Origin of the sequence: Acinetobacter sp. ANC5681, from assembly GCF_023488045.1 — a bacterium.
Taxonomy (GTDB): Bacteria; Pseudomonadota; Gammaproteobacteria; order Pseudomonadales; family Moraxellaceae; genus Acinetobacter.
In genome coordinates, this window is the sequence record NZ_JAMFKZ010000011.1 from 42,788 (window position 1) to 67,908 (window position 25,121).

22 protein-coding genes are annotated in these 25,121 nt (G+C 40.3%); 20 read left to right on the forward strand and 2 right to left on the reverse strand.

Annotation, left to right across the window (positions count from 1 at the left end; translation table 11 throughout):
• Genes M5121_RS08395 through galE form a run of 10 tightly spaced genes read left to right on the forward strand, consistent with a single transcriptional unit; the run spans position 1 to position 10,784 of the window.
• Positions 1–771, forward strand: a complete 771-nt coding sequence (locus M5121_RS08395; RefSeq protein WP_249570916.1) for a glycosyltransferase family 25 protein — start codon at positions 1–3, stop codon at positions 769–771.
• Between the two features lie 5 nt (positions 772–776).
• A complete protein-coding gene (locus tag M5121_RS08400) occupies positions 777–1,535 on the forward strand; it encodes a glycosyltransferase family 2 protein (protein ID WP_249570917.1) in 759 nt (252 codons plus the stop codon).
• Between the two features lie 2 nt (positions 1,536–1,537).
• Complete coding sequence (locus M5121_RS08405; protein WP_249570918.1) at positions 1,538–2,476, forward strand: NAD-dependent epimerase/dehydratase family protein; 939 nt, start codon at positions 1,538–1,540, stop codon at positions 2,474–2,476.
• 7 nt (positions 2,477–2,483) lie between these two features.
• The gene (locus M5121_RS08410) at positions 2,484–3,497 is read left to right on the forward strand and encodes an MraY family glycosyltransferase (RefSeq protein ID WP_249570919.1); all 1,014 of its coding nucleotides are present in this window, start codon (positions 2,484–2,486) and stop codon (positions 3,495–3,497) included.
• The gene (locus M5121_RS08415) at positions 3,490–4,017 is read left to right on the forward strand and encodes an acetyltransferase (protein ID WP_034426728.1); all 528 of its coding nucleotides are present in this window, start codon (positions 3,490–3,492) and stop codon (positions 4,015–4,017) included. The genes M5121_RS08410 and M5121_RS08415 overlap by 8 nt, the downstream gene beginning before the upstream one ends.
• A 43-nt stretch (positions 4,018–4,060) precedes the next feature.
• Positions 4,061–5,935 (forward strand): nucleoside-diphosphate sugar epimerase/dehydratase, encoded by a 1,875-nt coding sequence (locus M5121_RS08420; protein WP_249570920.1) that lies wholly within the window; start codon positions 4,061–4,063, stop codon positions 5,933–5,935.
• Positions 5,936–5,946: 11 nt separating this feature from the next.
• Positions 5,947–6,822, forward strand: coding sequence for a UTP--glucose-1-phosphate uridylyltransferase GalU (gene galU, locus M5121_RS08425; RefSeq protein WP_249570921.1), 876 nt, complete (start codon positions 5,947–5,949; stop codon positions 6,820–6,822).
• Between the two features lie 17 nt (positions 6,823–6,839).
• Positions 6,840–8,099: a nucleotide sugar dehydrogenase gene (locus tag M5121_RS08430; RefSeq protein ID WP_249570922.1), complete on the forward strand. Its 1,260-nt coding sequence runs from the start codon at positions 6,840–6,842 to the stop codon at positions 8,097–8,099.
• 2 nt (positions 8,100–8,101) lie between these two features.
• Positions 8,102–9,775, forward strand: coding sequence for a glucose-6-phosphate isomerase (pgi, locus tag M5121_RS08435; RefSeq protein ID WP_249570923.1), 1,674 nt, complete (start codon positions 8,102–8,104; stop codon positions 9,773–9,775).
• Complete coding sequence (galE, locus tag M5121_RS08440) at positions 9,768–10,784, forward strand: UDP-glucose 4-epimerase GalE (RefSeq protein ID WP_161419977.1); 1,017 nt, start codon at positions 9,768–9,770, stop codon at positions 10,782–10,784. Before pgi ends, galE begins: the two co-directional genes overlap by 8 nt.
• Positions 10,785–10,837: 53 nt before the next feature.
• Here galE and M5121_RS08445 read toward each other — a convergent pair whose 3' ends face one another.
• Together M5121_RS08445 and M5121_RS08450 are read right to left on the reverse strand one after the other, a co-directional pair.
• Complete coding sequence (locus M5121_RS08445; protein ID WP_161419981.1) at positions 10,838–12,208, reverse strand: phosphohexomutase domain-containing protein; 1,371 nt, start codon at positions 12,206–12,208, stop codon at positions 10,838–10,840.
• Between the two features lie 255 nt (positions 12,209–12,463).
• Positions 12,464–13,669: an amino acid aminotransferase gene (locus M5121_RS08450; RefSeq protein ID WP_249570924.1), complete on the reverse strand. Its 1,206-nt coding sequence runs from the start codon at positions 13,667–13,669 to the stop codon at positions 12,464–12,466.
• Between the two features lie 443 nt (positions 13,670–14,112).
• Here M5121_RS08450 and M5121_RS08455 point away from each other — a divergent pair, with 443 nt between their 5' ends.
• From M5121_RS08455 to M5121_RS08500, 10 genes are all read left to right on the forward strand, one after another.
• Entirely contained in the window at positions 14,113–14,823 is a 711-nt protein-coding gene (locus tag M5121_RS08455) for a GntR family transcriptional regulator (protein WP_151826132.1), read from the forward strand.
• Entirely contained in the window at positions 14,816–15,697 is an 882-nt protein-coding gene (gene prpB / locus M5121_RS08460; protein WP_004956800.1) for a methylisocitrate lyase, read from the forward strand. Before M5121_RS08455 ends, prpB begins: the two co-directional genes overlap by 8 nt.
• A 157-nt stretch (positions 15,698–15,854) precedes the next feature.
• A complete protein-coding gene (gene prpC, locus M5121_RS08465) occupies positions 15,855–17,012 on the forward strand; it encodes a bifunctional 2-methylcitrate synthase/citrate synthase (RefSeq protein WP_151812924.1) in 1,158 nt (385 codons plus the stop codon).
• Entirely contained in the window at positions 17,012–19,630 is a 2,619-nt protein-coding gene (acnD, locus tag M5121_RS08470; protein WP_249570925.1) for a Fe/S-dependent 2-methylisocitrate dehydratase AcnD, read from the forward strand. Before prpC ends, acnD begins: the two co-directional genes overlap by 1 nt.
• Positions 19,631–19,799: 169 nt before the next feature.
• Positions 19,800–21,053: a hypothetical protein gene (locus tag M5121_RS08475; protein WP_125318384.1), complete on the forward strand. Its 1,254-nt coding sequence runs from the start codon at positions 19,800–19,802 to the stop codon at positions 21,051–21,053.
• Between the two features lie 161 nt (positions 21,054–21,214).
• Entirely contained in the window at positions 21,215–21,358 is a 144-nt protein-coding gene (locus tag M5121_RS08480) for a zinc ribbon-containing protein (protein WP_004665293.1), read from the forward strand.
• A 125-nt stretch (positions 21,359–21,483) separates the two neighbouring features.
• Complete coding sequence (locus M5121_RS08485) at positions 21,484–22,062, forward strand: DUF4126 domain-containing protein (RefSeq protein ID WP_087547297.1); 579 nt, start codon at positions 21,484–21,486, stop codon at positions 22,060–22,062.
• Between the two features lie 66 nt (positions 22,063–22,128).
• Entirely contained in the window at positions 22,129–23,016 is an 888-nt protein-coding gene (locus M5121_RS08490; RefSeq protein WP_249570926.1) for a DMT family transporter, read from the forward strand.
• Between the two features lie 579 nt (positions 23,017–23,595).
• The gene (locus M5121_RS08495) at positions 23,596–24,048 is read left to right on the forward strand and encodes a hypothetical protein (protein ID WP_249570927.1); all 453 of its coding nucleotides are present in this window, start codon (positions 23,596–23,598) and stop codon (positions 24,046–24,048) included.
• Positions 24,049–24,225: 177 nt separating this feature from the next.
• A complete protein-coding gene (locus M5121_RS08500; RefSeq protein ID WP_005218885.1) occupies positions 24,226–24,891 on the forward strand; it encodes an RluA family pseudouridine synthase in 666 nt (221 codons plus the stop codon).
• Positions 24,892–25,121 lie beyond the last annotated feature (230 nt).

A 25,121-nucleotide genomic window follows, 5' to 3' on the forward strand; every position in this document is an offset into this window, starting at 1 on the left:
ATGGATTTTTCTAAAATTTCAAAATTTGTGGTATCAATAGATAATCTTAATGGTTGTCGTATAACTTCATTTTTTTCATCCAATAAATTGAATCCATTGGACTTTACTAGAGTAGGGGTGGACGGTCGAGAATTAAATAGTATTGATTATTATAATCTAGGTGTTAAAAAATCATTTCCACCATTGTCACCGTCAGAGCTCGGATGTACTTTGTCACATTTGGAAATACTTGCTAAGTTTATGGAATCAGACAATGAGTATGCATTAATTTTAGAAGATGATGTTATTTTTAAAAATGATATAAATTTTGAAAATATAGATATTGTTCTATTAAAGTCAAACTTTGTCTTTCTATTAGGTGGAGTTGATTTAACCTTGTGTAAAAACCTAAGAGGAAAAAATTTTTTATTTAGTGGAATTAATGTTTTAAAAGTAAATAAAAAATTCAGAAGATTTTTGTATTATACAATGGGTTATATTGTTGATAGAAAGGCAGCTGAAAGAATATTGTCTTATCATAAAGACGGTTGTAAAAAAGCAGATGATTGGGCTGGTCTTGCAGAAGAGTATCCTGATATACAGTTTTACATAACAGATTTATTAGAACATCCTGATATAGACCAGATTACTAATGGTAATAGCAGTATTGGTAATGAAAGACTACATCATTTCTTTTATGTGAAACTAGGGCTTAAATTATTTATGAAAATCATCCTACGTAGATTAGATGGTTATATTAATATGCTATTTTTTAAAAAATTTAAAGGATAAAATATATGCCTAGCCATCTAGTTTCAATAATTATGCCTGCATATAATGCAGAAAAATCGATAGCAGAGTCTATTGAAAGTGTGTTGGATCAAACATATAAAAACTTTGAACTAATAGTGGTGAATGATTGTTCATCAGATAATACCAAAAAAATTGTTAAAAATTTTATTCAGTTGGATAGCCGAATAAAATTTATTGATAAGACAGTTAATGAAGGCGTTGCATCTGCTAGAAATACTGGTTTAGATCATGCGTTAGGAGACTTCATTGCATTTTTAGATTCTGATGATAAGTGGAAAGAAAATAAGTTAGAAAAGCAGTTAGATATATTTAATAAGTATGCTGGCATTGATGTTATTTATAGTTCTTACTATAGATTTAATAGTAGTGGTATTAGTAAAGTTGTTGGAGCTCCAAATTTTTTAAATAAAAAGCAATTATTAAAAGGAAATCCAATTGGTAACTTAACAGCTATTTATAACTTCAAAAAATTTCCTGCCATACGGCAAAAAAAAATAGGTCATGAAGATTATTTATTTTGGTTGGAGTTGTTTAGTTCTTCAAATAATGTAAAAGGTTTTGGTATTCAAGAGCCACTTGCATATTATAGAGTGGCTGAAAATGGTGCCAGTCTCTCTGGTAATAAATTAAGGTCTGCGCTATGGACATGGAATATTTATCGTCACCATTTAAAATTAAATGTCATTTCTTCAATGTTTTATTTCGCTTTCTATGTATTTAAAGCTGTGTTTAAGAGAGTTTGATCTTGAAAATTTTAGTCACAGGTGCTTCTGGTTTTGTGGGTGGAGCCTTAGTTCAACAGATCAGCAGTTTACATGGTATACAAGTGCTGACACGTAAACCTATAGATTTATTAATACCTGATGTACAGCAACTTGTTGCTGCTAATATTTTTGCAGCAGACTTACCTGAAAATATAGACGTCATTATTCATTTAGCTGGCCGTGCCCATATTTTAAATGAACAAACAACAGACCCGTTGAACGAATTTCGTAAAGTCAATGTAGAAGGCACTTTACAATTAGCACGTCAGGCTTTAGATACAAAAGTAAAACGCTTTATATTTATGAGTTCTATCGGTGTGAATGGTTCAGTGACACTGCAGCAACCATTTACAGAAGATGCTTTACCACAACCTCATGCAGATTATGCGGTTTCCAAATTAGAGGCTGAACAAGAGCTCAAAAAGCTGTTTGCAGGATCAGACACAGAGCTCGTCATTATTCGTCCACCTTTAGTTTATGCTGCTCATGCACCAGGTAACTTTGCTCGGTTACTCAAACTAGTTGCGAGCAATTTACCTTTACCTTTTGCAGGCACAAACAATAAACGCAGCTTTGTCGCACTAGAAAACTTGGTAGACTTTATTCAAACCTGTATTGAACATCCAAATGCAGCCAATCAAACCTTTTTAGTGGCAGATCAAACTCCTATTTCTACACGTGAGTTGGTGCAATATTTAAAACAGGGCATGGGAAAACCAGCACATTTTATTTATATTCCGGAACCGCTTATGAAACTAGGTGCAGCATGTATTGGCAGATCCAAACTCTATGAACAGTTGTTTGAGTCACTAGAAGTCGATACGACCAAAGCTCAGAAGTTGTTGGGTTGGACAGCGCCATTGAGTACCCAGCAAGCGATGCTGCAAGCGGGTCAAAATTATTTAAAAATGAAAGAGTAGTTTACGCATGTCAATTTTTGCACTGAGCTTCGTATTTTTTATACTGACATTACTATTCACAGGTTATATGCGTGCCTACGCCCTCAAGAAAAATATAATAGATAACCCCAATGAACGTAGTTCGCATAATGTACCTACGCCACGTGGAGGTGGGGTTGCGGTTGTGGGTAGCTACTTATTGGCTTTGATTATTTTAATGTATAGCCAGCAGCTGACAGTACATATAGGTTTAACCCTGATAGCAGCGGGTTTTGTCATCGCTTTACTTGGTTTTTTAGATGACCATGGACATATTAACTCCATGCTGCGTTTAGCCGTTCATTTTTTGGTGGCAATTGGTGTGGTGATCAGCTTGGGTGGCTTTAGCGAAGTTACGGCTTTTAATGGTCTGCAACTTGGCTTTATAGCCAATATTATTGCGGTACTATTTTTGGTGTGGTTGTTGAATCTATACAACTTTATGGATGGGATTAATGGCATTGCCAGTGTTGAAGCCATTACCACTGTCGTTAGTATGGCTATTTTGTATTATGTACTCAATAGCACATTAAATTCAGACATACTTTGGTTATTGGCAGCCTGTGTATTTGGCTTTTTACTGTGGAACTTTCCCAAGGCTAAAATTTTCATGGGCGATGCCTGTAGCGGATTTCTCGGCCTCACTTTGGGTATTTTGGCGCTCATCGCCCTCAAAGAAAACTTGGCATTGTTTTGTGCGTGGATCATTTGTCTAGGTGTATTTGTGGTCGATGCGACCTATACCCTGATAAAACGCGTATTGAGCGGTTATAAAATGTATGATGCACATCGAAGCCATAGCTATCAAATTTTATCGCGCAAATGCGGGAGTCATACTCCCGTGACGTTGGCGGTTGCAGCAATTAATCTATTGTGGTTATTTCCTATCGCTTATATAACGGTTACACAAGCATGGGCGTACCCTGAACTGGCGGTATTGATTGCCTATATACCATTGTTAATTGTGGCTATAAAATTCAAGGCAGGTCATGCAGATGCCTAATAAACCCAGCTTGTTAATTTTAGGTGCAGGGGGATACGGTTTGGCCGTTGCAGAAGCTGCAGAATTGAGTGGACAATGGCAAGAGATTATGTTTGCCGATGATCGTTGGCCTGCAACACAGCATGTGGCGGAATATAACATTGTTGCAAATATTGCCAGTTTGCATCAGTTAGACACCATGCATCTTCAAGCGATAGTGGCGGTGGGTAATAATGCTTTAAGATTGCAATGGCAACAAACCGTGTTGGGGCTAGGTATAGAATTGACATCGGTCATTCACCCACACAGCATGATTAGTCCAACAGCACAAATTGGCCTAGGGGTGAGTGTCATGGCAGGGTGTATCATTAGTCGTAAAACTGTGATCAACGATGGCGTAATTTTAAATATTGGTGCATTATTGGATCATGATGTTGTCATTGAAGCATTTGCCCATTTAAGTGTAGGGGTAAAAGTAGCAGGTGGTCAAAGAGTTGCTACACATTCATTTTTAGAGGTTGGAACCTGTATTCTGCATTAAAAATACGGTGTTTTAAAATTCAAATATTAATAATTGTATATCTATGAAATCCATAATTGAACTTGCTGTAGAATCCCCACGCTTAGTCAAACTTGCATTTTTGGTTGTTTTAGACTTCTGTGTTCTTCCTGTGCTGTTGTGGATGTGCTATGCCATTCGCCAGTTTGATTTAGGTGCAGAAGTTGTGCCTAATTTGGCCTATGGTTCAATTTGGGCAAGCGTGATTGCAGTTGTTTCGCTGTTTATTTTCGGGGTGTATCGCTTTATTGTGCGCACCTACAGCGAACTGTTTATGTTCAAGTTGGGGTTGGGTACTGCTTTGACTGTGGCAGGGTTGTATGCGCTGGCTTATTTTACCGATGCCTTTATCCCTACCTCTATTCCGCTCATGTTCGGATTTCTCATGTTTGCATGGGTTTGGTTTAGCCGCGGTTTTATTCGCTTTATCGTGCGTTCTTATTTACAAGCCGATGTACAAAAAAAACGCATCGCGATTTATGGTGCAGGCAATGCTGGACAGCAAATTGCAGCGGCACTATACAATTCACATGAACACTTACCCGTGTTGTTTATTGATGATGATCCGTCACTCACTGGGCAGCAGTTGGGACGTTTAAAAGTCTATGACGCAGACAGCGCATTAAAATTACTGGCTAAAAAAAATGTCGATGAAGTCTTGATTGCACTGCCTTCTGTCGGGCGGATGCGTAAAAGTGAGATCGTCAAATTCTTAGAACCTGCACATATTAAAATTACCGAAATTCCAGGTCTAACCAAACTGGTCGATGGTGAAATTCGCGTGTCGGATATTCAGGAAGTCGATATTATTGACCTTTTAGGACGAGATCCTGTTCCACCTATTGCCCATTTATTGGCTAAAAATATTCAAAATAAAATTGTTATGGTGACAGGTGCTGGCGGATCGATTGGTTCAGAGCTTTGTCGACAAATCATAAAAAATCAACCTAAAATGCTGGTTTTATATGAATTAACTGAGTTTGCATTATATGATATTGATAAAGAGTTAAGGCAAACTGCCAGTTGCGAGATTGTTCCCATTTTAGGGACTGTACAAGATCAACAAAAATTAGAACGTATTATCGAACAATATCATGTGCAGACAGTCTATCATGCCGCCGCTTATAAACATGTTCCATTGGTTGAGTGTAATCCAATTGCTGGATTAAAAAATAATGCAATTGGAACCGCAAATAGTTTAAATGCCGCTGTAAAAAAAGGCGTGGAAACCTTTGTATTGATTTCAACGGATAAAGCAGTTAGACCGACGAATGTCATGGGTGCATCGAAGCGGATGGCCGAGCTTTATTGTCAAGCCGTGGCTGAGACGAAACCAAATACTCAGATCAGTATCGTACGTTTCGGAAATGTATTGGGTTCTTCTGGTTCGGTTGTACCTTTATTTAGACAGCAGATTGCAAAAGGTGGCCCAATTACGGTGACTCATCCTGATGTAACACGTTATTTTATGACGATTCCTGAAGCTTCTCAGTTAGTCATTCAAGCTGGGGCATTAGGTTCAGGTGGTGATGTGTTCTTACTCGATATGGGTGAACCTGTTCGAATTCAGGATTTAGCACGACAAATGATCGCTTTAAGTGGTTTAAAAGTTCGAGAAGCAAATACAACGGATGGTGATATTGAAATCGCTTATAGTGGTTTACGTCCAGGAGAAAAACTTTACGAGGAACTACTCATTGATCAAGATAACACAGGTTATACTGAGCATACTCGTATTTTACGTTCTTTTGAAAAGCATTATCCGTTACAAGAGATTCAGTCTGTATTCAGTCGAATCAATCAAATGACTGCAGCAGATCATGATGTAGATTGGGCTTTAAGTCAGTTAGAATATTATGTTGATGGCTATAAACGTAGCGGCGAAGTACGAGTTAATTAAGAGAGTATTGTATGATCAAAAAAGCAATTTTACCTGTTGCAGGTTTAGGCACTCGTTTTTTACCAGCAAGTAAATCCATTCCAAAGGAAATGGTGACGGTAGTCGATCGTCCAGCAATTGAGTATGTAGTACGAGAGGCAGTTGAGGCGGGTATAGAACAAATTATTTTGGTCACTCATTCCTCAAAAGCTTCAATTGAAAACTATTTTGATCGTAATTTTGAGCTTGAAACAACTTTAGAACAAAAAAAGAAATTTGACCTGCTGAAAGAAATTACTGATATTTTACCTAAGCATGTGAGTGTGGTGAGTGTGCGCCAACCACAGCCTTTAGGTCTGGGCCATGCGGTGTTATGTGCCAAAGATATCGTGGGCGATGAAGCCTTTGCGGTGTTATTGCCTGATGTACTGGTCAAGAATCAAAGCTGTGATAATGATTTGTCACTCATGATTCAGCGCTTTGAACAGTCGCAAGCAGCACAAATCATGGTAGAAGCGGTGCCTGATCATCTAGTCGATCAATATGGTATTGTGGATGTTGCAGTTATACCGAACGAAGGTGAAAGTATTACGATGCAGGGCATTGTTGAAAAGCCTGCTGTCGGCACAGCTCCTTCAAATTTATCGGTGGTGGGACGTTATATTTTACCCGCTCAGATTATGGGTCTATTAGCAGATACACCCCGTGGGGCAGGGAATGAAATCCAACTCACGGATGCGATTGCAGCATTGCAGCGATCAGAAACTGTGGAAGCCTACCGTATGAAGGGACAAACCTTTGATTGTGGTAGTAAGCTTGGATATTTAAAAGCTGTATTACACTATGGTATCGAGCATCCAAAATTGGGCGCAGAGTTTAAGGGCTTAATTCAAGAATTAGTCCTATAGTTTTAGGGCGTGTAGTTATGAAAGTTGCAATCTTTGGCAATACATTATATGCAGGCGTGATGTCTGCATTATTGTCTGAATCTGGGCATTTTGTATATTGGTGTTCCCACCTCAACCCAAATGAAAGTGGTCAGCAATATTCTTTTCATGATGAAAATGTCAGTCGCTTACTTGAAAAACAACTCAGTAGTGGATTTTTGATTTATCGTGATCTGGATGGTATTCCTTTAGACATTGATGCCTACTTATTTAGTTTTAATCAAACTCAAGAGCAGCAAGTTTTTCAACTGTTAGCATCACTAAAACAGCGTCCGATTATTCATCCTAAACTGATGATCAATGCATCCACCTTTGGCTTACATGGGACTGAGCATTTTCAACAAATCCTTTCTGAGGATGACTGGGTCTATTTACCAGATACCATCCAAGAGGGAAATGCGTTACAGAGTCTGACCCAAGCTAAGCAGTTGATCGTGGGATGTACTCAACCTAATGTTCAGACCAAAGTCAAAGAATTACTTCGTCCTTTTTTCCCTTTGGCGCAGCAATATCTATTTATGCCGATTCTAGATGCTGAGTTTACCAAACTCAGTATCTCAGGCATGTTGGCAACACGGATCAGTTATATCAATGATTTGGCCGTGGTTGCTGAGAAACTTGGGATTGATATTGCATCAGTACGTCAGGGTATGGCAGCGGATAACCGTATTGGTTCAGCTTACTTAGCCCCTGGTACTGGTTTTGGCGGTGAAAATTTTTCTCATGATATTCTGACACTCTCTAATACAGTTGCAAATACAGGCGTGAAAAGCCAATTGCTTGCACAAGTATGGCAAATTAATGAGCAACAAAAAGAAATCTTGTTCCGTAAGTTTTGGAACTATTATCATGGGGATTTACAGGGAAAATCTGTTGCAATTTGGGGTGCTTCTTTTAAAGAAAATACCTCAAGTATTCAGCAATCACCTATTCACCAAATGCTTGCAGCACTCTGGGCGCAAGGGGTAACGGTTCACCTTCATGATCCTCAAGCTTTAGATGAAATAAAGCTAATGTATGGTCAACGTGACGATCTGATTCTTTGTGAAAATCAGTATGATGCGGTAAAAAATGTGCATGCTCTTTGTGTACTTACGGCTTGGAAACAATACTGGAGTCCAGAATTTAAGCAGCTTGAACAGTTGATGAGGCATCCTTTAATTTTGGATGGTCGCAATATTTATGATCCTGACTATGTCAAAGCACAAGGTTTTGCATATATGGGCGTGGGACGTTAAAGATGATCGAGCAGATTCAGCCTTTTGCTGTAAAAGAGCAGGCTTCCGTCGTGGAGCACCTGATATCTTTACAACAGCAATTTAAAGAGGTTCATCTAAATACATTATTTGCAGCAGATTCTGCACGCTTTAAACGTTTTTCGGTTGAGTATGACCAAATTGTTTTGGACTTTAGTAAGCATCGTATTGATCAAACGATTTTAAATAGCTTAGTGGATTTAGCGCAGGCACAAGATTTAAAACGGTTGATCAAAACACTGTTTTCATCTGAGCAGATTAACTATACAGAACATCGTGCAGCAATGCATTGGGCTTTACGTTTACCACAATCGAGTCCAGACTTTTCCGAAGTCAATCAACTGGTACAGCAACAGTTGGAGCGAATGTATGCTTTAGTGGATAAAATCCATGCTGGGCAGTATCGTGGTGCGACGGGTGAGGTGATTCAAGATGTGGTCAATATTGGTGTGGGAGGTTCTGATCTCGGGCCACTCATGGTGACGCATGCGCTGTCTGACTTTAAGGTCGCAACTACAAAACCTTTAAATGTACATTTTGTTTCAACGATGGATGGTAGTCAGTTATCTGAGTTACTGCATCAACTCCGCCCTGAAACAACTTTATTTATTATCTCGTCAAAATCATTTGGCACTATTGATACACTTTCTAATGCCCAAACCGTACGTCAATGGTTAGAAAAGGCATTGGGGCAAAATGAGAAGATTCTGCAAAATCATTTTATCGGGGTTTCGACTAAGCCTGACAAGATGACAGAGTGGGGCATTGCTGCTGATAAACAGCTGTTGCTCTGGGATTGGGTTGGGGGGCGTTATTCCTTGTGGTCATGTATTGGTTTACCAATTGCCCTGACCATTGGTGTTGACGGATTTAAGCAACTGTTAGCAGGTGCTTATGCGATAGACCAGCATTTTCAATCCGCACCATTTCAGCAGAATATTCCTGTTTTGATGGGGCTATTAGGCGCGTGGAATAACAATTTTCTGGATATCCAGACCCATGCAGTTTTACCGTATGATGGCCGTCTCAAATATTTTGCAGCTTATTTGCAGCAGCTTGAAATGGAATCTAATGGGAAATCGATTCAACGCAATGGAGAAAAGGTCAGTTCAGCCACTTGCCCAATTGTGTGGGGAGAGGTTGGGCCCAATGCACAGCATGCCTTTTATCAATTGCTGCATCAAGGCACGCACTCCGTCAGTTGTGACTTTATTGCCCCTGTGAAACGCTATAATGCCAATCAGTTTACCTATGCTGAAAGTGCAGAGGCCTTGGCTGAGCAGCATCATTTGGCTTTATCCAACTGTTTGGCACAGTCGCGCCTGTTGGCCTTTGGGAATCAAGCCTTGGCAGCAGATGAGCTAGAAGATTTACCAACGTATAAACAATATGAAGGCAATCAACCTAGCTCCACTATTTTACTAAAAGAGCTGAATCCTTATAGCTTAGGGATGCTGATTGCGATGTATGAACATAAGGTTTTTGTGCAGTCGGTGTTGTGGAATATTAACCCTTTTGATCAATGGGGCGTTGAAAAAGGCAAAGAAATTGCCAATCAGCTGTTACCGATTTTGAACCGTGAACAGGATGATCTCTCTAAATTTGATGCATCAACACAAGGTTTGTTGAAAATATTATTAGGAAAAACAGATGGCTAAAGTTTTAGTGACGGGTGGTGCGGGCTATATTGGCTCCCATACCTGTTTAGAGTTGCTTACTGCAGGTCACGAGGTGATTGTCTTCGATAACCTCTCAAACAGCTCTGAAGAGTCTTTGCGTCGAGTACAAGCATTAGCAAATAAAAATTTGGTGTTTGTGCAGGGTGATATTCGCAATCAGGCTGAGTTAGATTCAGTTTTCCAAGACCATCAGATTGATGCAGTCATTCATTTTGCTGGTCTGAAAGCGGTTGGTGAAAGCCAGCAGATTCCATTGGCTTATTTTGACAATAATATTACGGGCAGTATTCAGTTGGTCAAGGCGATGGAACGCGCAGGTGTATTCAGCTTGGTATTCAGCTCATCTGCAACGGTATATGATGAGGCCAATACTTCTCCGTTGAATGAAGAGATGCCAACAGGCATGCCAAGCAACAACTATGGCTATACTAAGCTGATCATTGAACAGATGTTGCAAAAACTGGCACAGGCAGATTCTCGCTGGTCGATTGCATTACTGCGTTATTTTAACCCAGTGGGGGCGCATAAAAGTGGTCAGATTGGGGAAGACCCTCAAGGCATTCCAAACAACCTTATGCCTTATGTGACTCAGGTGGCTGTAGGTCGCCGTGACAAGTTATCTATCTATGGCAATGACTATGACACCATAGATGGTACAGGGGTTCGTGATTATATCCATGTAGTCGATTTGGCCAAAGCCCATTTATGTGCCTTAAATAATCGCCTCTCGGCACAGGGTTGCCGTGCATGGAACATTGGGACGGGCAATGGCTCATCCGTATTACAAGTCAAAAATACCTTTGAGCAAATTAATGGTGTGCCTGTTGCGTTTGAATTTGCACCACGCCGTGCAGGTGATGTGGCCATTTCATTTGCAGATAATACCCGTGCCATAGCAGAGTTAGGTTGGAAGCCGCAATATACATTGCAAGATATGCTGGCGGATAGCTGGAATTGGCAAAAACAAAATCCAAATGGATATCAATAATTATTGTTTCATATAAACAGGGAGTAACAGCTCCCTGTTTTTTAACTTTTCGGTTATCCTTGAATCAAATCTGTCAACTCATCCACATAATTTTGCATAGGTTGCGGATTTTTATCAGCACGACTTTCAATATTTAAGCGTAGTAATGGTTCTGTATTCGATGCGCGGACATTCAAGCGCCATGTACCAAAATCAAGGCTAACACCATCGGTACGGTCTACTAATGGATTTTGGTCTGCATAATGATCAAAGATCTTTTGAACCGTTGCTTGTGTGTCTGCTACTTTAAAATTCATTTCGCCGCTACAAGGGAATTTGGCAATCATATTTTCAACGAGTGTCGAGAGTGATTGTTCTGTTTCTGAGAGTAGGGCAATCGTGAGTAACCAAGGAATCATACCGCTATCACAATAAGCAAAGTCACGGAAATAATGATGTGCACTCATTTCTCCACCGTAAACAGCATTGTGTTCACGCATCACATCTTTAATAAAAGCATGTCCAGATTTTGATTGCACCGCGATACCCTGATATTGCTCTACGATATCAAAAGTATTCCAAACCAAACGTGGGTCATGCACAATTTTTTCGCCTGATTGTTTGATCAGGAAAGCTTGTGCTAATAAACCAACGATGTAATAGCCCTCGATGAATTGTCCTTTTTCATCAAACAGGAAGCAGCGGTCAAAATCACCATCCCAGGCAATCCCCATATCCGCCTGATGTTGCAGCACTGCGTCACGGGTACTGTCACGATTTTCAATCAAGATTGGATTTGGAATCCCATTAGGAAAAGTTCCATCGGCTTCATGATGGATTTTGATAAATTCAACAGGAATATTCAGTTCTTGAAATTTCTGTTCAATCGCATCAATCACATGACCCGCAGCCCCATTGCCTGCATTGACCACAAGTTTAAGTGGCTTAATTTTTTGTGGGTCGATATATGTTAATAAGTGATCGACAAATTCAGGCAAAACATTATAGTTTTCAGTCGAACCTTTCTGCTGAACTTCGATAAAAGTACCTGATTCAGCGAGAGCTTGGATGTCTTTTAAGCCTGTATCAGCACTGATTGGACGTGCATTTTCACGAACCAATTTCATGCCATTATAATCCATTGGGTTGTGGCTTGCGGTTACCTCTATCCCACCTTGAACATCAAGATGAAAAGCGCCGAAATAGACTTCTTCAGTGCCCGTCATGCCTAAATCTAGAACATTGACACCCGCATCATTGAGACCACGAATGGTTGCTTGTTTTAAACCTTCGCTACTCAAACGGATATCACAACCAATCACCACTTTTTCAGGTTGGTAGATTTGTCCGTAGGCACGACCAATTTTATAGGCGATTTCTTCATTGAGTTCAGTGCCTAGTTTTCCGCGAATATCGTAGGCTTTAAAGCAGGTCAGTTGAGTCATATTTAAAGGTGCTGTTTGTTGTTTATTCATGTGTTGCAGTATACAAAGACTGAGCTGGATTGAACATTGAATGATACAGATTTAATCATTTAGTACATTTATTCTTGGCTCTAGTTGTCGGATAAATTTTAGTTTTAATGAAGCTGGTTTTGTAAAAATAAAAAAGGTTGTTTCACGTGAAACAACCTTTTTTGATGCACAAAGTCCACCTTTTAAAAGGGAGATGAGGAGCGATTATAGCTCCGCAAGGAGATGTTAAGCTGATTTTGCTAGCACTTCAGCCATTGCTTTTGCAACTTTATAAATATTATTCATATTTAAACCTGCAACACAGATACGACCACTACGTACAAGGTAAATTGCATATTCTTCACGTAAGGTGTCGACTTGCTCGCCTGTCAAACCTGTGTAGCTGAACATACCTTTTTGGTTTACAAGGTAGCTAAAGTCACGGTCAGGAAGTGCTTTAGTCAACTCATCTTTTAAGATACTACGCATTTTGATAATACGTTCGCGCATCTCTTTGACTTCGCCTTGCCATTGTTGATTCAGATCAGCGTCATTGAGCACTTGATCAACCAACCATGCACCAGTTGTTGGTGGGCTAGAGTAGATACGACGTACAGTTGCTTTTAACTGACCGAATGTGCATTTTGCTGCTTCAGCATCGTCACATACGAAAGTTAAACCACCAACACGCTCACCATAAAGTGAGAAGATTTTAGAGAACGAGTTGCTTACGATGAAGTTCAGACCAGCTTGGTCTAAAGCACGAATCGCATAAGCATCTTGTTCCATGCTATCGCCAAAGCCTTGATAAGCGATATCCAGGAATGGAATCAAGTTACGCTCTTTTAATACCGCAATCACTTGATCCCACTGTGCTGGATTTAGATCAGCACCTGTCGGGTTATGGCAGCAAGGGTGTAACAACACGATGCTTTGCTCTGGCAAAGTTTTTAATGTCGACAACATGCCGTCAAAATCAACGCCACGTGTTTCAGCATCGAAATATGGATAGTAGTTGCTCTTGATGCCAGCACCGTTGAAAATCGCAACATGGTTATCCCACGTTGGTTGGCTCACCCACACTTCTGAATTTGGGAAATAAGTTTTTAAGAAATCTGCACCAACTTTTAATGCACCTGAACCACCAAGCGTTTGGATGGTAGCAACACGACCTTGTTGAATTGCAGGGCTATTTGCACCAAACAATAACGCTTGAATCGCATCACGGTAAGGTTTAAAACCTTCCATTGGTAGATAAAGTTTGGTTTGAGTATTTTTAGGTGCAATACGTTTTTGCGCTTCGATAATGGTATCAAGCTGAGGAACGATACTGTCTTCGTTATAGTACAAACCAATACTTAGATTAACCTTTTCAGCGCGTGGATCAGCATTAAACTGTTCCATTAAAGAGAGAATCGGGTCGCCTGCATAAGGTGGGATATGTTGAAACATTAACAATGTCCTTTTATTCAACAAGGTGCATGGATGTGTCTTGTGGAGCGCTGCTCCAGATGCCCAATAATGTACCAATAAAGCGATGATGAAGCACGCTGTTATTTACATTTCTAGTGCAGTATTTACTTACAAAAATTTGTAGCAAAGTGCTCGATTATAAAGATTGTCTACAATCAAGCTGTCATACCATAGTCGTAGCATAAGCAATATCAATGAGTCCAAAGATATACAAAATTGAGCATAGACTAATTGTGTAAAAATCATAAGTATTTGTTTTATTTATAATTATTATGATTTTTATGACGGTTTTGAATGATTCTAATCAGAATGGATGGAATGTCTGACTGACTGCACAGGTCTATTTTATTGTCGACAATCCTATTGCATTATTTCTATTATCCCGTTATAAAATCATCAAAACCGTAGAGATTGTCGACAATATGCAAGATACCCTTGTTCCTCAAGCCATCAGCATGAGTCAGAGTATTACTCTGACGGAACACGTATTTAAGCAAATTCAATCGGCGATTGTATTAGGACAAATTCCTGCGGGCAGTAAAATTTCTGAGCCTGAGTTAGCACGTATTTACGGGATTAGTCGTGGCCCATTGCGCGAGGCGATTCATCGTCTAGAAGGGCAGCGATTGGTTGAGCGTACCGCACATGTGGGCGCGCGAGTTGTTTCTCTTTCTCTACAACAATTTAAAGAACTTTACCAAATTCGTGCTTCACTTGAAGGCTTAGCTTGTAAGCTGGCTGCACAGCATATTGATAAAAAACAAATCTTAGCATTGCGTGATGTGTTGCGAATGCATGCTGAAGATGAAAATTTTAAAGCAGGTAAGGGTTATTACCTACAAGAAGGTCAAGACGATTTCCATTACTGCATTATCAAAAGCAGTGGCAATAAAACCTTAGAAAAAATGTTATGTGATGAGCTGTATCACCTCATCCGTATGTACCGAATTCAATTTTCAAACACCCCAAATCGACCGAGCAAAGCTTGGGACGAACATATCCGCATTTTAGATGCGATCGCAGAAGGTGACGGTGAACTTGCCGAAATGCTGATGCACCGTCACATCAATGCATCTTACAAAATTGTTGAGCAAACATTGCTGCAAACCCAAGGAGAACATCAACATGGCTAAATCTGCTGGTCAGCTATTCCGCGACGCGGTCGCAAATGAAAAACCATTACAAGTGGTTGGTGCGATCAACGCCAATCATGCATTGTTAGCAAAACGTGCAGGCTATAAAGCAATTTATTTGTCAGGTGGTGGTGTTGCCGCAGGTTCGTTAGGTTTACCTGATTTAGGGATTAGTAACCTTGATGATGTATTGACGGATGTACGCCGTATTACGGATGTCTGTGATCTCCCATTATTGGTTGATGTGGATACTGGTTTTGGTGCTTCAGCATTCAACATTGCACGTACTACTAAATCAATGATTAAGTTCGGTGCAGCAGCAATGCACATCGAAGACCAAGTGGGTGCAAAACGTTGTGGACACCGTCCTAACAAAGCGATCGTGACCCAACAAGAAATGGTTGATCGTATTAAAGCTGCGGTTGATGCTCGTACCGATGAAAGTTTTGTGATTATGGCGCGTACTGATGCACTTGCAGTTGAAGGCTTACAAGCAGCAATTGACCGTGCAGGTGCGTATATCGAAGCAGGTGCGGATATGTTGTTCCCTGAAGCGATCACTGAATTGGCAATGTACAAGCAGTTTGCTGATCTGACCAAAGTTCCAGTATTGGCGAATATCACAGAATTTGGTTCTACACCATTGTTTACCACTGAAGAATTGGCTTCTGCGGATGTGAGCATTGCGTTGTACCCACTCTCAGCATTCCGTGCGATGAACAAAGCAGCAGAAAATGTGTATGTGACTTTGCGTCAAGAAGGCACACAGAAGAACGTTGTTGACACCATGCAAACCCGTCAAGAATTGTATGAACGCATTAACTACCATGCGTTTGAACAATACCTAGATGGAACTTTCGCAAAGAATAAATAATCTTTGAAATTTACCCCTCCTAACCTCCCCTTAAAAAAAGGGAGGAACCTCACCAATCAGATCACATTTTGATTTCGTGAAAGTCTCCCCCTTATAAGGGGGAGATTTAGAGGAGGTAAAAGTGCAAACACATAAACACCATAAAAAGGACAATCTTATGAGCAGTAATGAAACGCCAACAGGCTTCAAGCCAAAAAAATCAGTTGCGTTAAGTGGTCAAGTTGCAGGTAACACAGCACTTTGTACCGTAGGCCGCAGCGGCAACGACTTGCACTATCGTGGTTATGACATTCTTGACCTTGCAGTGGGTAGCGAATTTGAAGAAGTGGCACACTTGCTTGTACACGGCAAACTGCCCAACAAAGCTGAGCTGAAAGCCTATAAAGCAAAACTGAAAGCACTTCGTGGCTTACCCGCAGCATTAAAAACTGCACTTGAGCAACTGCCACCGTCTGCACACCCAATGGACGTGATGCGTACAGGTGTATCAGTTTTAGGTTGTTTAACGCCTGAACATGAAGACCACAATGAAGCAGGTGCAAAAGACATCGCTGATAAATTGATGGCAAGCTTGGGTTCAATGTTGTTGTATTGGTATCACTTTAGCCACAACGGTCGTCGTATCGAAGTTGAAACCAATGATGACTCAATCGCTGCACATTTCCTCCATTTACTTCATGGCGAAGCGCCATCTGAAGAATGGATTCAAGCCATGCATACCTCTTTGATTTTGTATGCAGAGCATGAATTCAACGCTTCTACATTTACTTCACGTGTTGTTGCGGGTACAGGTTCAGACATGTATTCAGCAATTACAGGTGGTATTGGTGCGTTGCGTGGCCCTAAACATGGTGGTGCGAACGAAGTTGCATTTGTAATTCAACAGCGTTATGACAATGCGGATGAAGCAGAAGCAGACATCCGTAGCCGTGTAGAAAAGAAAGAAGTGATCATAGGCTTTGGTCACCCTGTTTATACCATCTCTGATCCACGTAACGAAGTGATCAAGAAAGTGGCGCGTGATCTTGCATATGCTCAAGAGAACACCAAAATGTACCTCATTGCTGAACGTTTAGAAGCAGTGATGAAAGAAGTAAAGAACATGTTCCCAAACCTCGACTGGTTCAGTGCGGTGAGCTATCACTTGATGGGAGTTCCAACGGCAATGTTCACGCCATTATTCGTAATCGCACGTACCGCAGGTTGGTCAGCACATGTGATTGAACAACGTCAAGATGGCAAGATCATTCGTCCAAGCGCGAACTACACTGGCCCTGAAAACCTAGAATTCAAACCATTGGCGGAGCGTGGTTAATGTCAAATCAATACCGTAAACCGCTGCCAAATCAGAATGGCAATACCCAGCTCGAATACTATGACGTGCGTCAAGCCGTTGAAGATATTCAGCCAGGCGCATATGAAACTTTGCCATACACATCTAAAGTGTTAGCAGAGCAGCTTGTACGTAAAGCTGATGCGGAAAACTTAACTGATTATTTAAAGCAATTGATTGAACGCCGTCAGGACATGGATTTTCCTTGGTATCCTGCGCGTGTAGTTTGTCATGACATCTTAGGTCAAACCGCACTCGTCGACCTTGCTGGTTTACGTGATGCGATTGCTGACAAAGGTGGCGATCCTTCTAAAGTGAACCCAGTCGTTCCAACGCAGTTGATCGTGGATCACTCTTTGGCAGTGGAATATGGCGGCTTTGATCCTGACGCGTTTGAGAAAAACCGTGCAGTAGAAGATCGTCGTAACGAAGACCGCTTCCACTTTATCGAGTGGACGAAAACCGCATTTAAAAATGTCGACGTGATCCCTGCGGGTAACGGCATCATGCATCAGATCAACTTGGAGAAAATGTCTCCAGTGATCCAAAATCGTGATGGCTTAGCGTTCCCAGACACATGTGTAGGTACAGACTCACATACACCACATACGGATGCACTTGGTGTGATCTCTGTGGGTGTAGGTGGTTTAGAAGCTGAAAATGTGATGTTGGGTCGTGCATCTTGGATGCGTCTTCCAGACATTATCGGTGTTGAGCTAGTCGGTCAGCGTCAAGCAGGCATCACGGCTACGGATATCGTATTGGCACTCACTGAATTCTTACGTAAAGAACGCGTAGTTGGTGCATACCTTGAGTTCTTTGGTGAAGGCGCAGACACCATGTCGATTGGTGACCGTGCAACCATCTCGAACATGACACCTGAATACGGTGCAACGGCTGCGATGTTCTACATCGACCAAAATACGATTGATTATTTACGCCTGACAGGTCGTGAAGATGCACAAGTGGCATTGGTTGAGCAATATGCCAAAGAAATCGGTCTTTGGGCATCGGATATGAGCAAAGCGCAGTACCCACGTGTACTTCGTTTCGATCTTTCAACCGTGACTCGTAACATTGCAGGTCCATCAAACCCACATGCACGTGTATCGACTGCTGACTTGAAAGAAAAAGGTATTGCAGGTGTTGTTGAAAACCGTACTGATGGTTTAATGCCTGATGGCGCAATCATCATTGCGGCAATTACTTCTTGTACCAATACTTCAAACCCACGTAACACTGTGGCGGCGGGTCTATTGGCACGTAAAGCCAATGAACTGGGCTTAGTACGTAAGCCTTGGGTGAAATCATCATTTGCACCAGGTTCTAAAGCGGCGGCACTTTATCTTGAAGAAGCTGGTGTACTCAAAGACCTAGAAAAACTTGGTTTTGGTATCGTGGCGTATGCATGTACAACCTGTAACGGGATGTCAGGTGCGCTTGATCCAGTGATTCAACAAGAAATCATTGACCGTGATTTGTATGCGACAGCGGTACTTTCGGGTAACCGTAACTTCGATGGTCGTATCCATCCATATGCAAAACAAGCGTTCTTGGCATCGCCTCCACTTGTCGTAGCGTATGCGATTGCAGGGACAATTCGTTTTGACATCGAAAAAGATTCATTGGGTACAGACAAAGACGGTAATCCAATTTACCTGAAAGATATCTGGCCATCTGATGCTGAAATCGATGCACTGGTAAAAGAAGCTGTGAAGCCTGAACAATTCCGTAAAGTCTACATTCCTATGTTTGACCTCGGTGAAGTTGAGCAAGCGGAAAGCCCACTTTACGACTGGCGTCCTATGAGTACTTACATCCGTCGTCCGCCGTATTGGGAAGGAGCGTTGGCTGCACCACGTACGTTGACCAACATGCGTCCGCTTGCAATTTTGGGTGATAACATCACGACTGACCATTTATCGCCTTCAAATGCGATCATGATGGATTCGGCTGCGGGTGAATACCTACACAAAATGGGCGTACCTGAAGAAGACTTCAACTCATATGCGACACACCGTGGTGACCATTTGACTGCACAGCGTGCAACATTTGCTAACCCGAAACTGTTTAATGAAATGGTGGTTCGTTCCGACGGCACGATTAAACAAGGTTCAAAAGCACGTGTAGAGCCTGAAGGCGAAGTGATGCGTATGTGGGAAGCGATTGAAACTTACATGAACCGCAAGCAACCGTTGATCATTGTAGCGGGTGCGGATTATGGTCAAGGTTCAAGCCGTGACTGGGCAGCGAAAGGTGTGCGTCTTGCAGGTGTTGAAGCGATTGTGGCGGAAGGTTTTGAGCGTATTCACCGTACTAACTTGGTGGGTATGGGTGTTTTACCGCTAGAGTTTAAAGCAGGTGTCAACCGTAAAACCTTAAAGCTAGATGGTACTGAGCTTTATAGCGTGATTGGTAATATCTCACCGCGTTCGACTTTAACTTTAGTGATTGAACGTGCTACAGCGGATGGTAAAGAAGAGATTGTTGAAGTGCCTGTGACCTGTCGCCTAGATACAGAAGAAGAAGTTTCTGTGTATGAAGCGGGCGGTGTATTACAGCGTTTTGCACAAGACTTTTTAGAAGGTCAAGTGGCTTAATACTTTAGCTAAAAATAATTGATATTGTTTAAAAAAGACCCTATCTTGATGATGGGGTTTTTAATTTAAAAGAGATAAATACTAATGATATTATGAAAATGTTATATATGTTTTTATTTTAAACTTTAAATCTAAAAACTGATTATTTTTTAATTATTTAGGTGGAGTTATGTCTTCAACGTTACCAGCTATTTTAACCAATACAACCGTTTCTCAATTTCCCGCTGTTACTAAGGTGGAAATTAATTTTTTAAGTGATGCTAGAAAATTATTAGATATTGGTTTTCCTGATCATGCACTATTAAATATTTGGAATGCTTCTGTACATAATTTACGTCGGAGGGTTGAGCTATATGGAGTTGAACTTTTTAACTCGGCGATTAAAGATGAATCTGGAAGGAAGAAATATGAAAATAATGGAGAAACACTTACTGAGAGATGGGCGGGTGTTGATGATCTAGTGCTTATTAATGGATCAATAAAACTAGGTGTTTTGAATAAAAAAGCTGGAAAAGCTTTGGAAATGATTAATTGGATGAGAAATCATGCGTCTCCAGCCCATGCAAGTGATAATACTGTTGAGCAAGAGGATGTTTTCGGAATTGCTTTGATTTTACAGAAAAATTTATTTGAAGCAGAAATGCCAGATCCAGGACATTCACCTTCAGGTTTATTTGATCCTATAAAAAAATCAATTTTAGATGACGAAAATTTAGCTTTACTAAGAGATCAAATTAATGCGTTTAAATTAAGTGATATTCGTATTACCTTTGGCTTCTTACTTGATATGATTTGCAAAGGAGAAGCCCCAGCCTCTGAAAATGCGAAAGCATTATTCTCAGCCGTCTGGCAGCGTGCGAATGAAGATCTAAAATGTTCAGCGGGTCAGCGTTATCATACATATCTTTTAGATCAAGAAGCTGATACTAGTTCAGATAAAGGTGCTAAAGTTCGTGTTTTAGAGACATTACTGAAAGTAGAAGGAATAAAATATATTCCAGATGCAGCTCGAGCAACATTATTTAGAAGGGCTGTAAAAAAGTTAGCTCAGGCGAAAAACACAGCTTATGGGTGGAATGATGAGGTTAAAGCAGCAAAAGCTTTAGTACAGTTTGGAACAGCAATTCCTTCAATTGCTTTTGAGGACGTTTATCAAGAAGTATTAGCTGTAATATGCGGAAATTATTGGGGGCGTTCAGAAGCATATACAATTCTTAAAGTTTTATTTGAAAAACTTAATAGCACCCAACTCATGACTGTGGCGAGAATGTTTGAAAATAATACTAGGGTTACGGAAGAGTTATTTCAGCATAGACCTAAAGCTATAGCATTGGGCATTCTATCTGATATCCAAGACAAAATGACAATTCAAGCTAGCAAAGATGAAATTGATGAAATTATTGAGTATGTTGAGGGATTATAAAGATTTCATATTTAAATGGTATGAAATTATTGCGAAAGTAAGCCATAGATAGAAAGTTATTTCACCTTTCCGACACCACCACTCGTCAGCAAGGTCAATAAATAATCAAAACTATCACGCTATAGTATATGAACCATTTCTAAAATCTATGGAGAACAAAGATGGTTACTGCTGGCGAAAGACCTGGAACTGGCTTCTATTTTTGTGTCCAATGCGGACATCGCACCTATTTAGAAATTGGTACTGATCGTTTACCTCCGTGTACCAAATGCCTTGGCAATCAATTCAACAGTAAGAATGCCTAAGCCGCAAACACCAAACAGTTACCCACTGTTTTGATGAAAGCCCTGTCACTCGATAGGGCTTTTTTGTTACTGTAAAATATGAAATAACAAGATAGCGATATCCGACAAAAATAAGGAAAACCCAGATGGAAACAATTTTAGGACTTTGTATCGGCGTAGGATTAAGCGCAGCCTGTGGTTTTCGTGTCTTTGTTCCTTTATTGGTGATGAGCATTGCAACCCTGATGGGTTGGTATGAACCTGCAAAAGGTTTTGAATGGTTAGCGATCCCTGCCGTATGCGCTGCACTTGGATTTGCAACCATCTGTGAAATCGCAGCTTACTATGTGCCGTGGGTCGATAATCTCTTGGATACCATCGCTACGCCTGCTGCTGTAGTGGCAGGCACACTTAGTACGATGGCAGTCAGTAGTGGAGAAATGTCACAATTTGCGACTTGGGCAGCCGCGCTAATCGTGGGTGGTGGAACAGCAGGTGTGGTGCAAATGAGCACGGTAGCTGCACGTGGGGTTTCAACTGCAACAACTGGTGGACTGGGGAATTTTGTAGTGGCAACAGGTGAGTTGATTGGCTCAATTGTCTTGTCGATCTTGGCATTTGTGATGCCTGTCGTGATTACGGTATTTGTGATTATTCTCGTGATTGTGGTCGCACGTTGGATACATAAAAAGAGAAAAAATCAGATCAATCCGTCAGCGTGTTAATAACACTCGAAAAATCATAAGGAAGCGAGTAAATTACACACACATTTTGATGGTGCGTTGGCGTTTATGGCATTTACTTGGATTCTATTCACGATCATGGCTGCGTTTATGCAAGCATGGCGCAACGCATTTCAAAAACAGCTCAGTACCACAGTCGATGCTTATGGTACGACATTGGCCAGATTTATCTTTTCTCCGATTTTTGCGTTTAGTTATTTAGCATTCCTTTATCTGCATCAACCTGTCACTGTTCAAGTCCATTTTTCCAATACATTTTGGCTTTATGTAGTGATTGCAGGAATCAGCCAAATTTTTGCGACAGCGTTGATGGTGAAACTATTTCAACAAAAGAACTATGCGATTGGTATCGGGTTGGCTAAAAGCGAAGCGATTTTGGCAGCCTTGATTGCAGTGGTTTTTCTACAGGAGCGGTTGACCACTTTGGGCTGGGTTGGTGTATTGATTGGGGCAGTCGCAGTTTTTTTATTGAGTAAAGGTCGACATAGTACGCAACTTTCCTTCAATACTTTAATCATTGGTTTAGGCAGTGGTTTATGTTTTGCCATTACTTCACTTCTGGTACGTGAAGCCAGTTTAGAGCTGAGCATGTTGCCATTTTTGCATCGTGCAGGATGGGTGTTATGCAGTTTGATTAGTTTTCAGTGCATTGCATTATTGCTGTATTTGGGAATCTTTAGTCGCAGTACGTTGTATAACATGTGGCAACGTCTTGGTCTGACCTTTCGTGTAAGTATTTGCAGTTTTTTAGCATCTTTGGGATGGTTCAGTGCCATGAGTATGCAAACTGTGGCGATTGTGAAAACACTGGGTCAGATCGAAATTCTATTTAGCTTACTGATCTCAGTATTTTTCTTTAAAGAAAAGTTGGCAAAAACGGATCATTTAGGTTTATGGCTGGTAATTGTGGCGGCCATTATGGTGATCTGGGCATAAATTTAGGTTTTAAATGAAAAAATACACATCTAAATTGGAATATATTGAAATTTAAATCAGCTATTTTTTATTGAAATGGAAAATAATTCTTATTTTTTTATGAGATATGCAAAATTATTTCATTAGTGGTGAAAAATACCAGTTTTTAGGAAAACAATCCCGCACTGATCTGCCTAAACTATGTCTCAAGGGTTGAGGAACGATTAAAGTTCCGTAAGGGGATCGAAAAGAGTAGCATGCACCGATGCTTATAAAGCAAGTGTGTACAAACCCAAAAGGTCTCGATTCGGCTTAGGACGCTATAGATCAAAACTCTATAGGCAAAGGTTATGGCTTACAAAGTCATAGGTGTTGAAGTAAACAACATGTTTTCCCTTGATACCCTAAAAATTTAATATAAACAGAATATGACCAATCAGATATAAATAATAAAAACCCGATCAATGAATTTAAATATAAGTGTGAAATAGGTCTTATAATATTTATTTTTTGAATATAAACTCCTGTTTTTATAATAAAAAACAAAATGATATAATTGAAACTAGAAAATTGATCATATTGGAAGAGGTCATAAAAATAATGAAAGAATTCGATCTTAAAATACGTTATCCGCATCAAACTAATCGAAATGAAGCTGATCATTTGGGTGCTTTTGATTTAGAAACGATCGTTGCTCGTTTCGATGAGATGGGATGGCGTCAGCAATTGGTTCGTCAGTTACAGCTAGATGGTGTAAGTACCAGCTTTATTGTACGAGATGATTACACTGAACAAACCTTACGCATCACAATAGATGCCTTTTCACAAACACAGCAGCTTGAATTTAAATTAGAAAGCGATATTCCTGTGTTTATTCCTAAAAAAGATTTATTCGGATTGGTGACACGTAAGAGCAAAGACACGATTTCTTTTAATTACTTAACCTTGAGTCGTGCCAAAGAATATTTGATTACTTTTTTAAATCGAGACATTGTAACTTTAGAGCAGCTTTATAAAGACAGTTTAAATAAAGCGATAAAAACAGCATCATAAAAATATACGAGTTAATGTCGTAACAATAATAATTAAAACAGGCAACGGCATTAACTCTAGACATCTTCAATCGCATTTCAATAGAACGAGTTCTCTGTTCAGGATTTCATCTCAAAATTCGTTTTTGGCTGAGAACTCGCTATAATTGCCCCGCTTTATTTAGAACCTTTACTGCTCATGCCCCTAAATGACAACTTTATTTATCTACCGCCGCAAGATCCACTTGAGATGATCTATGAGGATGAAGATTTAGTGGTGATTAATAAGCCAGCAGGGCTATTGTCGGTTATGGGGCGTTTGCCTGAACATCAAGATAGTGCGTATTTACGCGTTTTAGCACAATATCCTTCTGCTAAAGTGACACATCGTTTAGATATGGCAACATCAGGATTGTTGATGTTCGCGAAGCATAGAGATGCTGAAGTTGCGATTAGCAAAATGTTCCAAGCACGAACGGTTAAAAAATATTATGTGGCACTTGTGCAAGGACAGATTCAGCAAGACGGCAGTGTGGAAGTGCCCTTGATTACCGATTGGGAAAATCGTCCTCGTCAGATGGTGCATTTTGAATTGGGAAAGCCTGCCAAAACGCTATTCCAATCAATTGAGTATGACGTGACAACGGATCAAAGTAGAGTGCGTTTAGAACCAGTGACAGGACGCTCACATCAGCTTCGTGTACATATGATGCATATTGGGCATCCCATTATGGGCGATAAACTTTATCATCCTGAACCTGCCAAATTCCATTTTAAACGTATGGCATTGCATGCCACCTATCTTGCTTTCCAACATCCATTAAAACAATCTGCGATCGAGCTTGAGTCGGTAGTTCCTTTTTAAAGTATGCTCAAAAGAGCATTCTCAAAGAAAAACATAGTATGGCTAGTCAAATTTGAAAATCTATAATAGATTATAAAATCATATAATGTTTTGAGCCTTTGTTGGATGAGATGGATGCGAGTAGTTAAAAATTTCTATCATTTTTTGATGATCATATAATTGTTGCGTCTAAAAACTGACATAAAAATAATATATAAAAAAACCACCAACCTTGGCAAGAGTCACCGACA

Bases quoted from the DNA above. Each gene is read 5' to 3' on its own strand.
- M5121_RS08395 (WP_249570916.1), top strand. From the start codon at position 1: ATGGATTTTTCTAAAATTTCAAAATTTGTGGTATCAATAGATAATCTT.
- M5121_RS08400 (WP_249570917.1), top strand. From the start codon at position 777: ATGCCTAGCCATCTAGTTTCAATAATTATGCCTGCATATAATGCAGAA.
- M5121_RS08410 (WP_249570919.1), top strand. From the start codon at position 2,484: ATGTCAATTTTTGCACTGAGCTTCGTATTTTTTATACTGACATTACTA.
- M5121_RS08415 (WP_034426728.1), top strand. From the start codon at position 3,490: ATGCCTAATAAACCCAGCTTGTTAATTTTAGGTGCAGGGGGATACGGT.
- M5121_RS08420 (WP_249570920.1), top strand. From the start codon at position 4,061: ATGAAATCCATAATTGAACTTGCTGTAGAATCCCCACGCTTAGTCAAA.
- galU (WP_249570921.1), top strand. From the start codon at position 5,947: ATGATCAAAAAAGCAATTTTACCTGTTGCAGGTTTAGGCACTCGTTTT.
- M5121_RS08430 (WP_249570922.1), top strand. From the start codon at position 6,840: ATGAAAGTTGCAATCTTTGGCAATACATTATATGCAGGCGTGATGTCT.
- pgi (WP_249570923.1), top strand. From the start codon at position 8,102: ATGATCGAGCAGATTCAGCCTTTTGCTGTAAAAGAGCAGGCTTCCGTC.
- galE (WP_161419977.1), top strand. From the start codon at position 9,768: ATGGCTAAAGTTTTAGTGACGGGTGGTGCGGGCTATATTGGCTCCCAT.
- M5121_RS08445 (WP_161419981.1), bottom strand. From the start codon at position 12,208: ATGACTCAACTGACCTGCTTTAAAGCCTACGATATTCGCGGAAAACTA.
- M5121_RS08450 (WP_249570924.1), bottom strand. From the start codon at position 13,669: ATGTTTCAACATATCCCACCTTATGCAGGCGACCCGATTCTCTCTTTA.
- M5121_RS08455 (WP_151826132.1), top strand. From the start codon at position 14,113: ATGCAAGATACCCTTGTTCCTCAAGCCATCAGCATGAGTCAGAGTATT.
- prpB (WP_004956800.1), top strand. From the start codon at position 14,816: ATGGCTAAATCTGCTGGTCAGCTATTCCGCGACGCGGTCGCAAATGAA.
- prpC (WP_151812924.1), top strand. From the start codon at position 15,855: ATGAGCAGTAATGAAACGCCAACAGGCTTCAAGCCAAAAAAATCAGTT.
- acnD (WP_249570925.1), top strand. From the start codon at position 17,012: ATGTCAAATCAATACCGTAAACCGCTGCCAAATCAGAATGGCAATACC.
- M5121_RS08475 (WP_125318384.1), top strand. From the start codon at position 19,800: ATGTCTTCAACGTTACCAGCTATTTTAACCAATACAACCGTTTCTCAA.
- M5121_RS08480 (WP_004665293.1), top strand. From the start codon at position 21,215: ATGGTTACTGCTGGCGAAAGACCTGGAACTGGCTTCTATTTTTGTGTC.
- M5121_RS08485 (WP_087547297.1), top strand. From the start codon at position 21,484: ATGGAAACAATTTTAGGACTTTGTATCGGCGTAGGATTAAGCGCAGCC.
- M5121_RS08490 (WP_249570926.1), top strand. From the start codon at position 22,129: ATGGCATTTACTTGGATTCTATTCACGATCATGGCTGCGTTTATGCAA.
- M5121_RS08495 (WP_249570927.1), top strand. From the start codon at position 23,596: ATGAAAGAATTCGATCTTAAAATACGTTATCCGCATCAAACTAATCGA.
- M5121_RS08500 (WP_005218885.1), top strand. From the start codon at position 24,226: ATGCCCCTAAATGACAACTTTATTTATCTACCGCCGCAAGATCCACTT.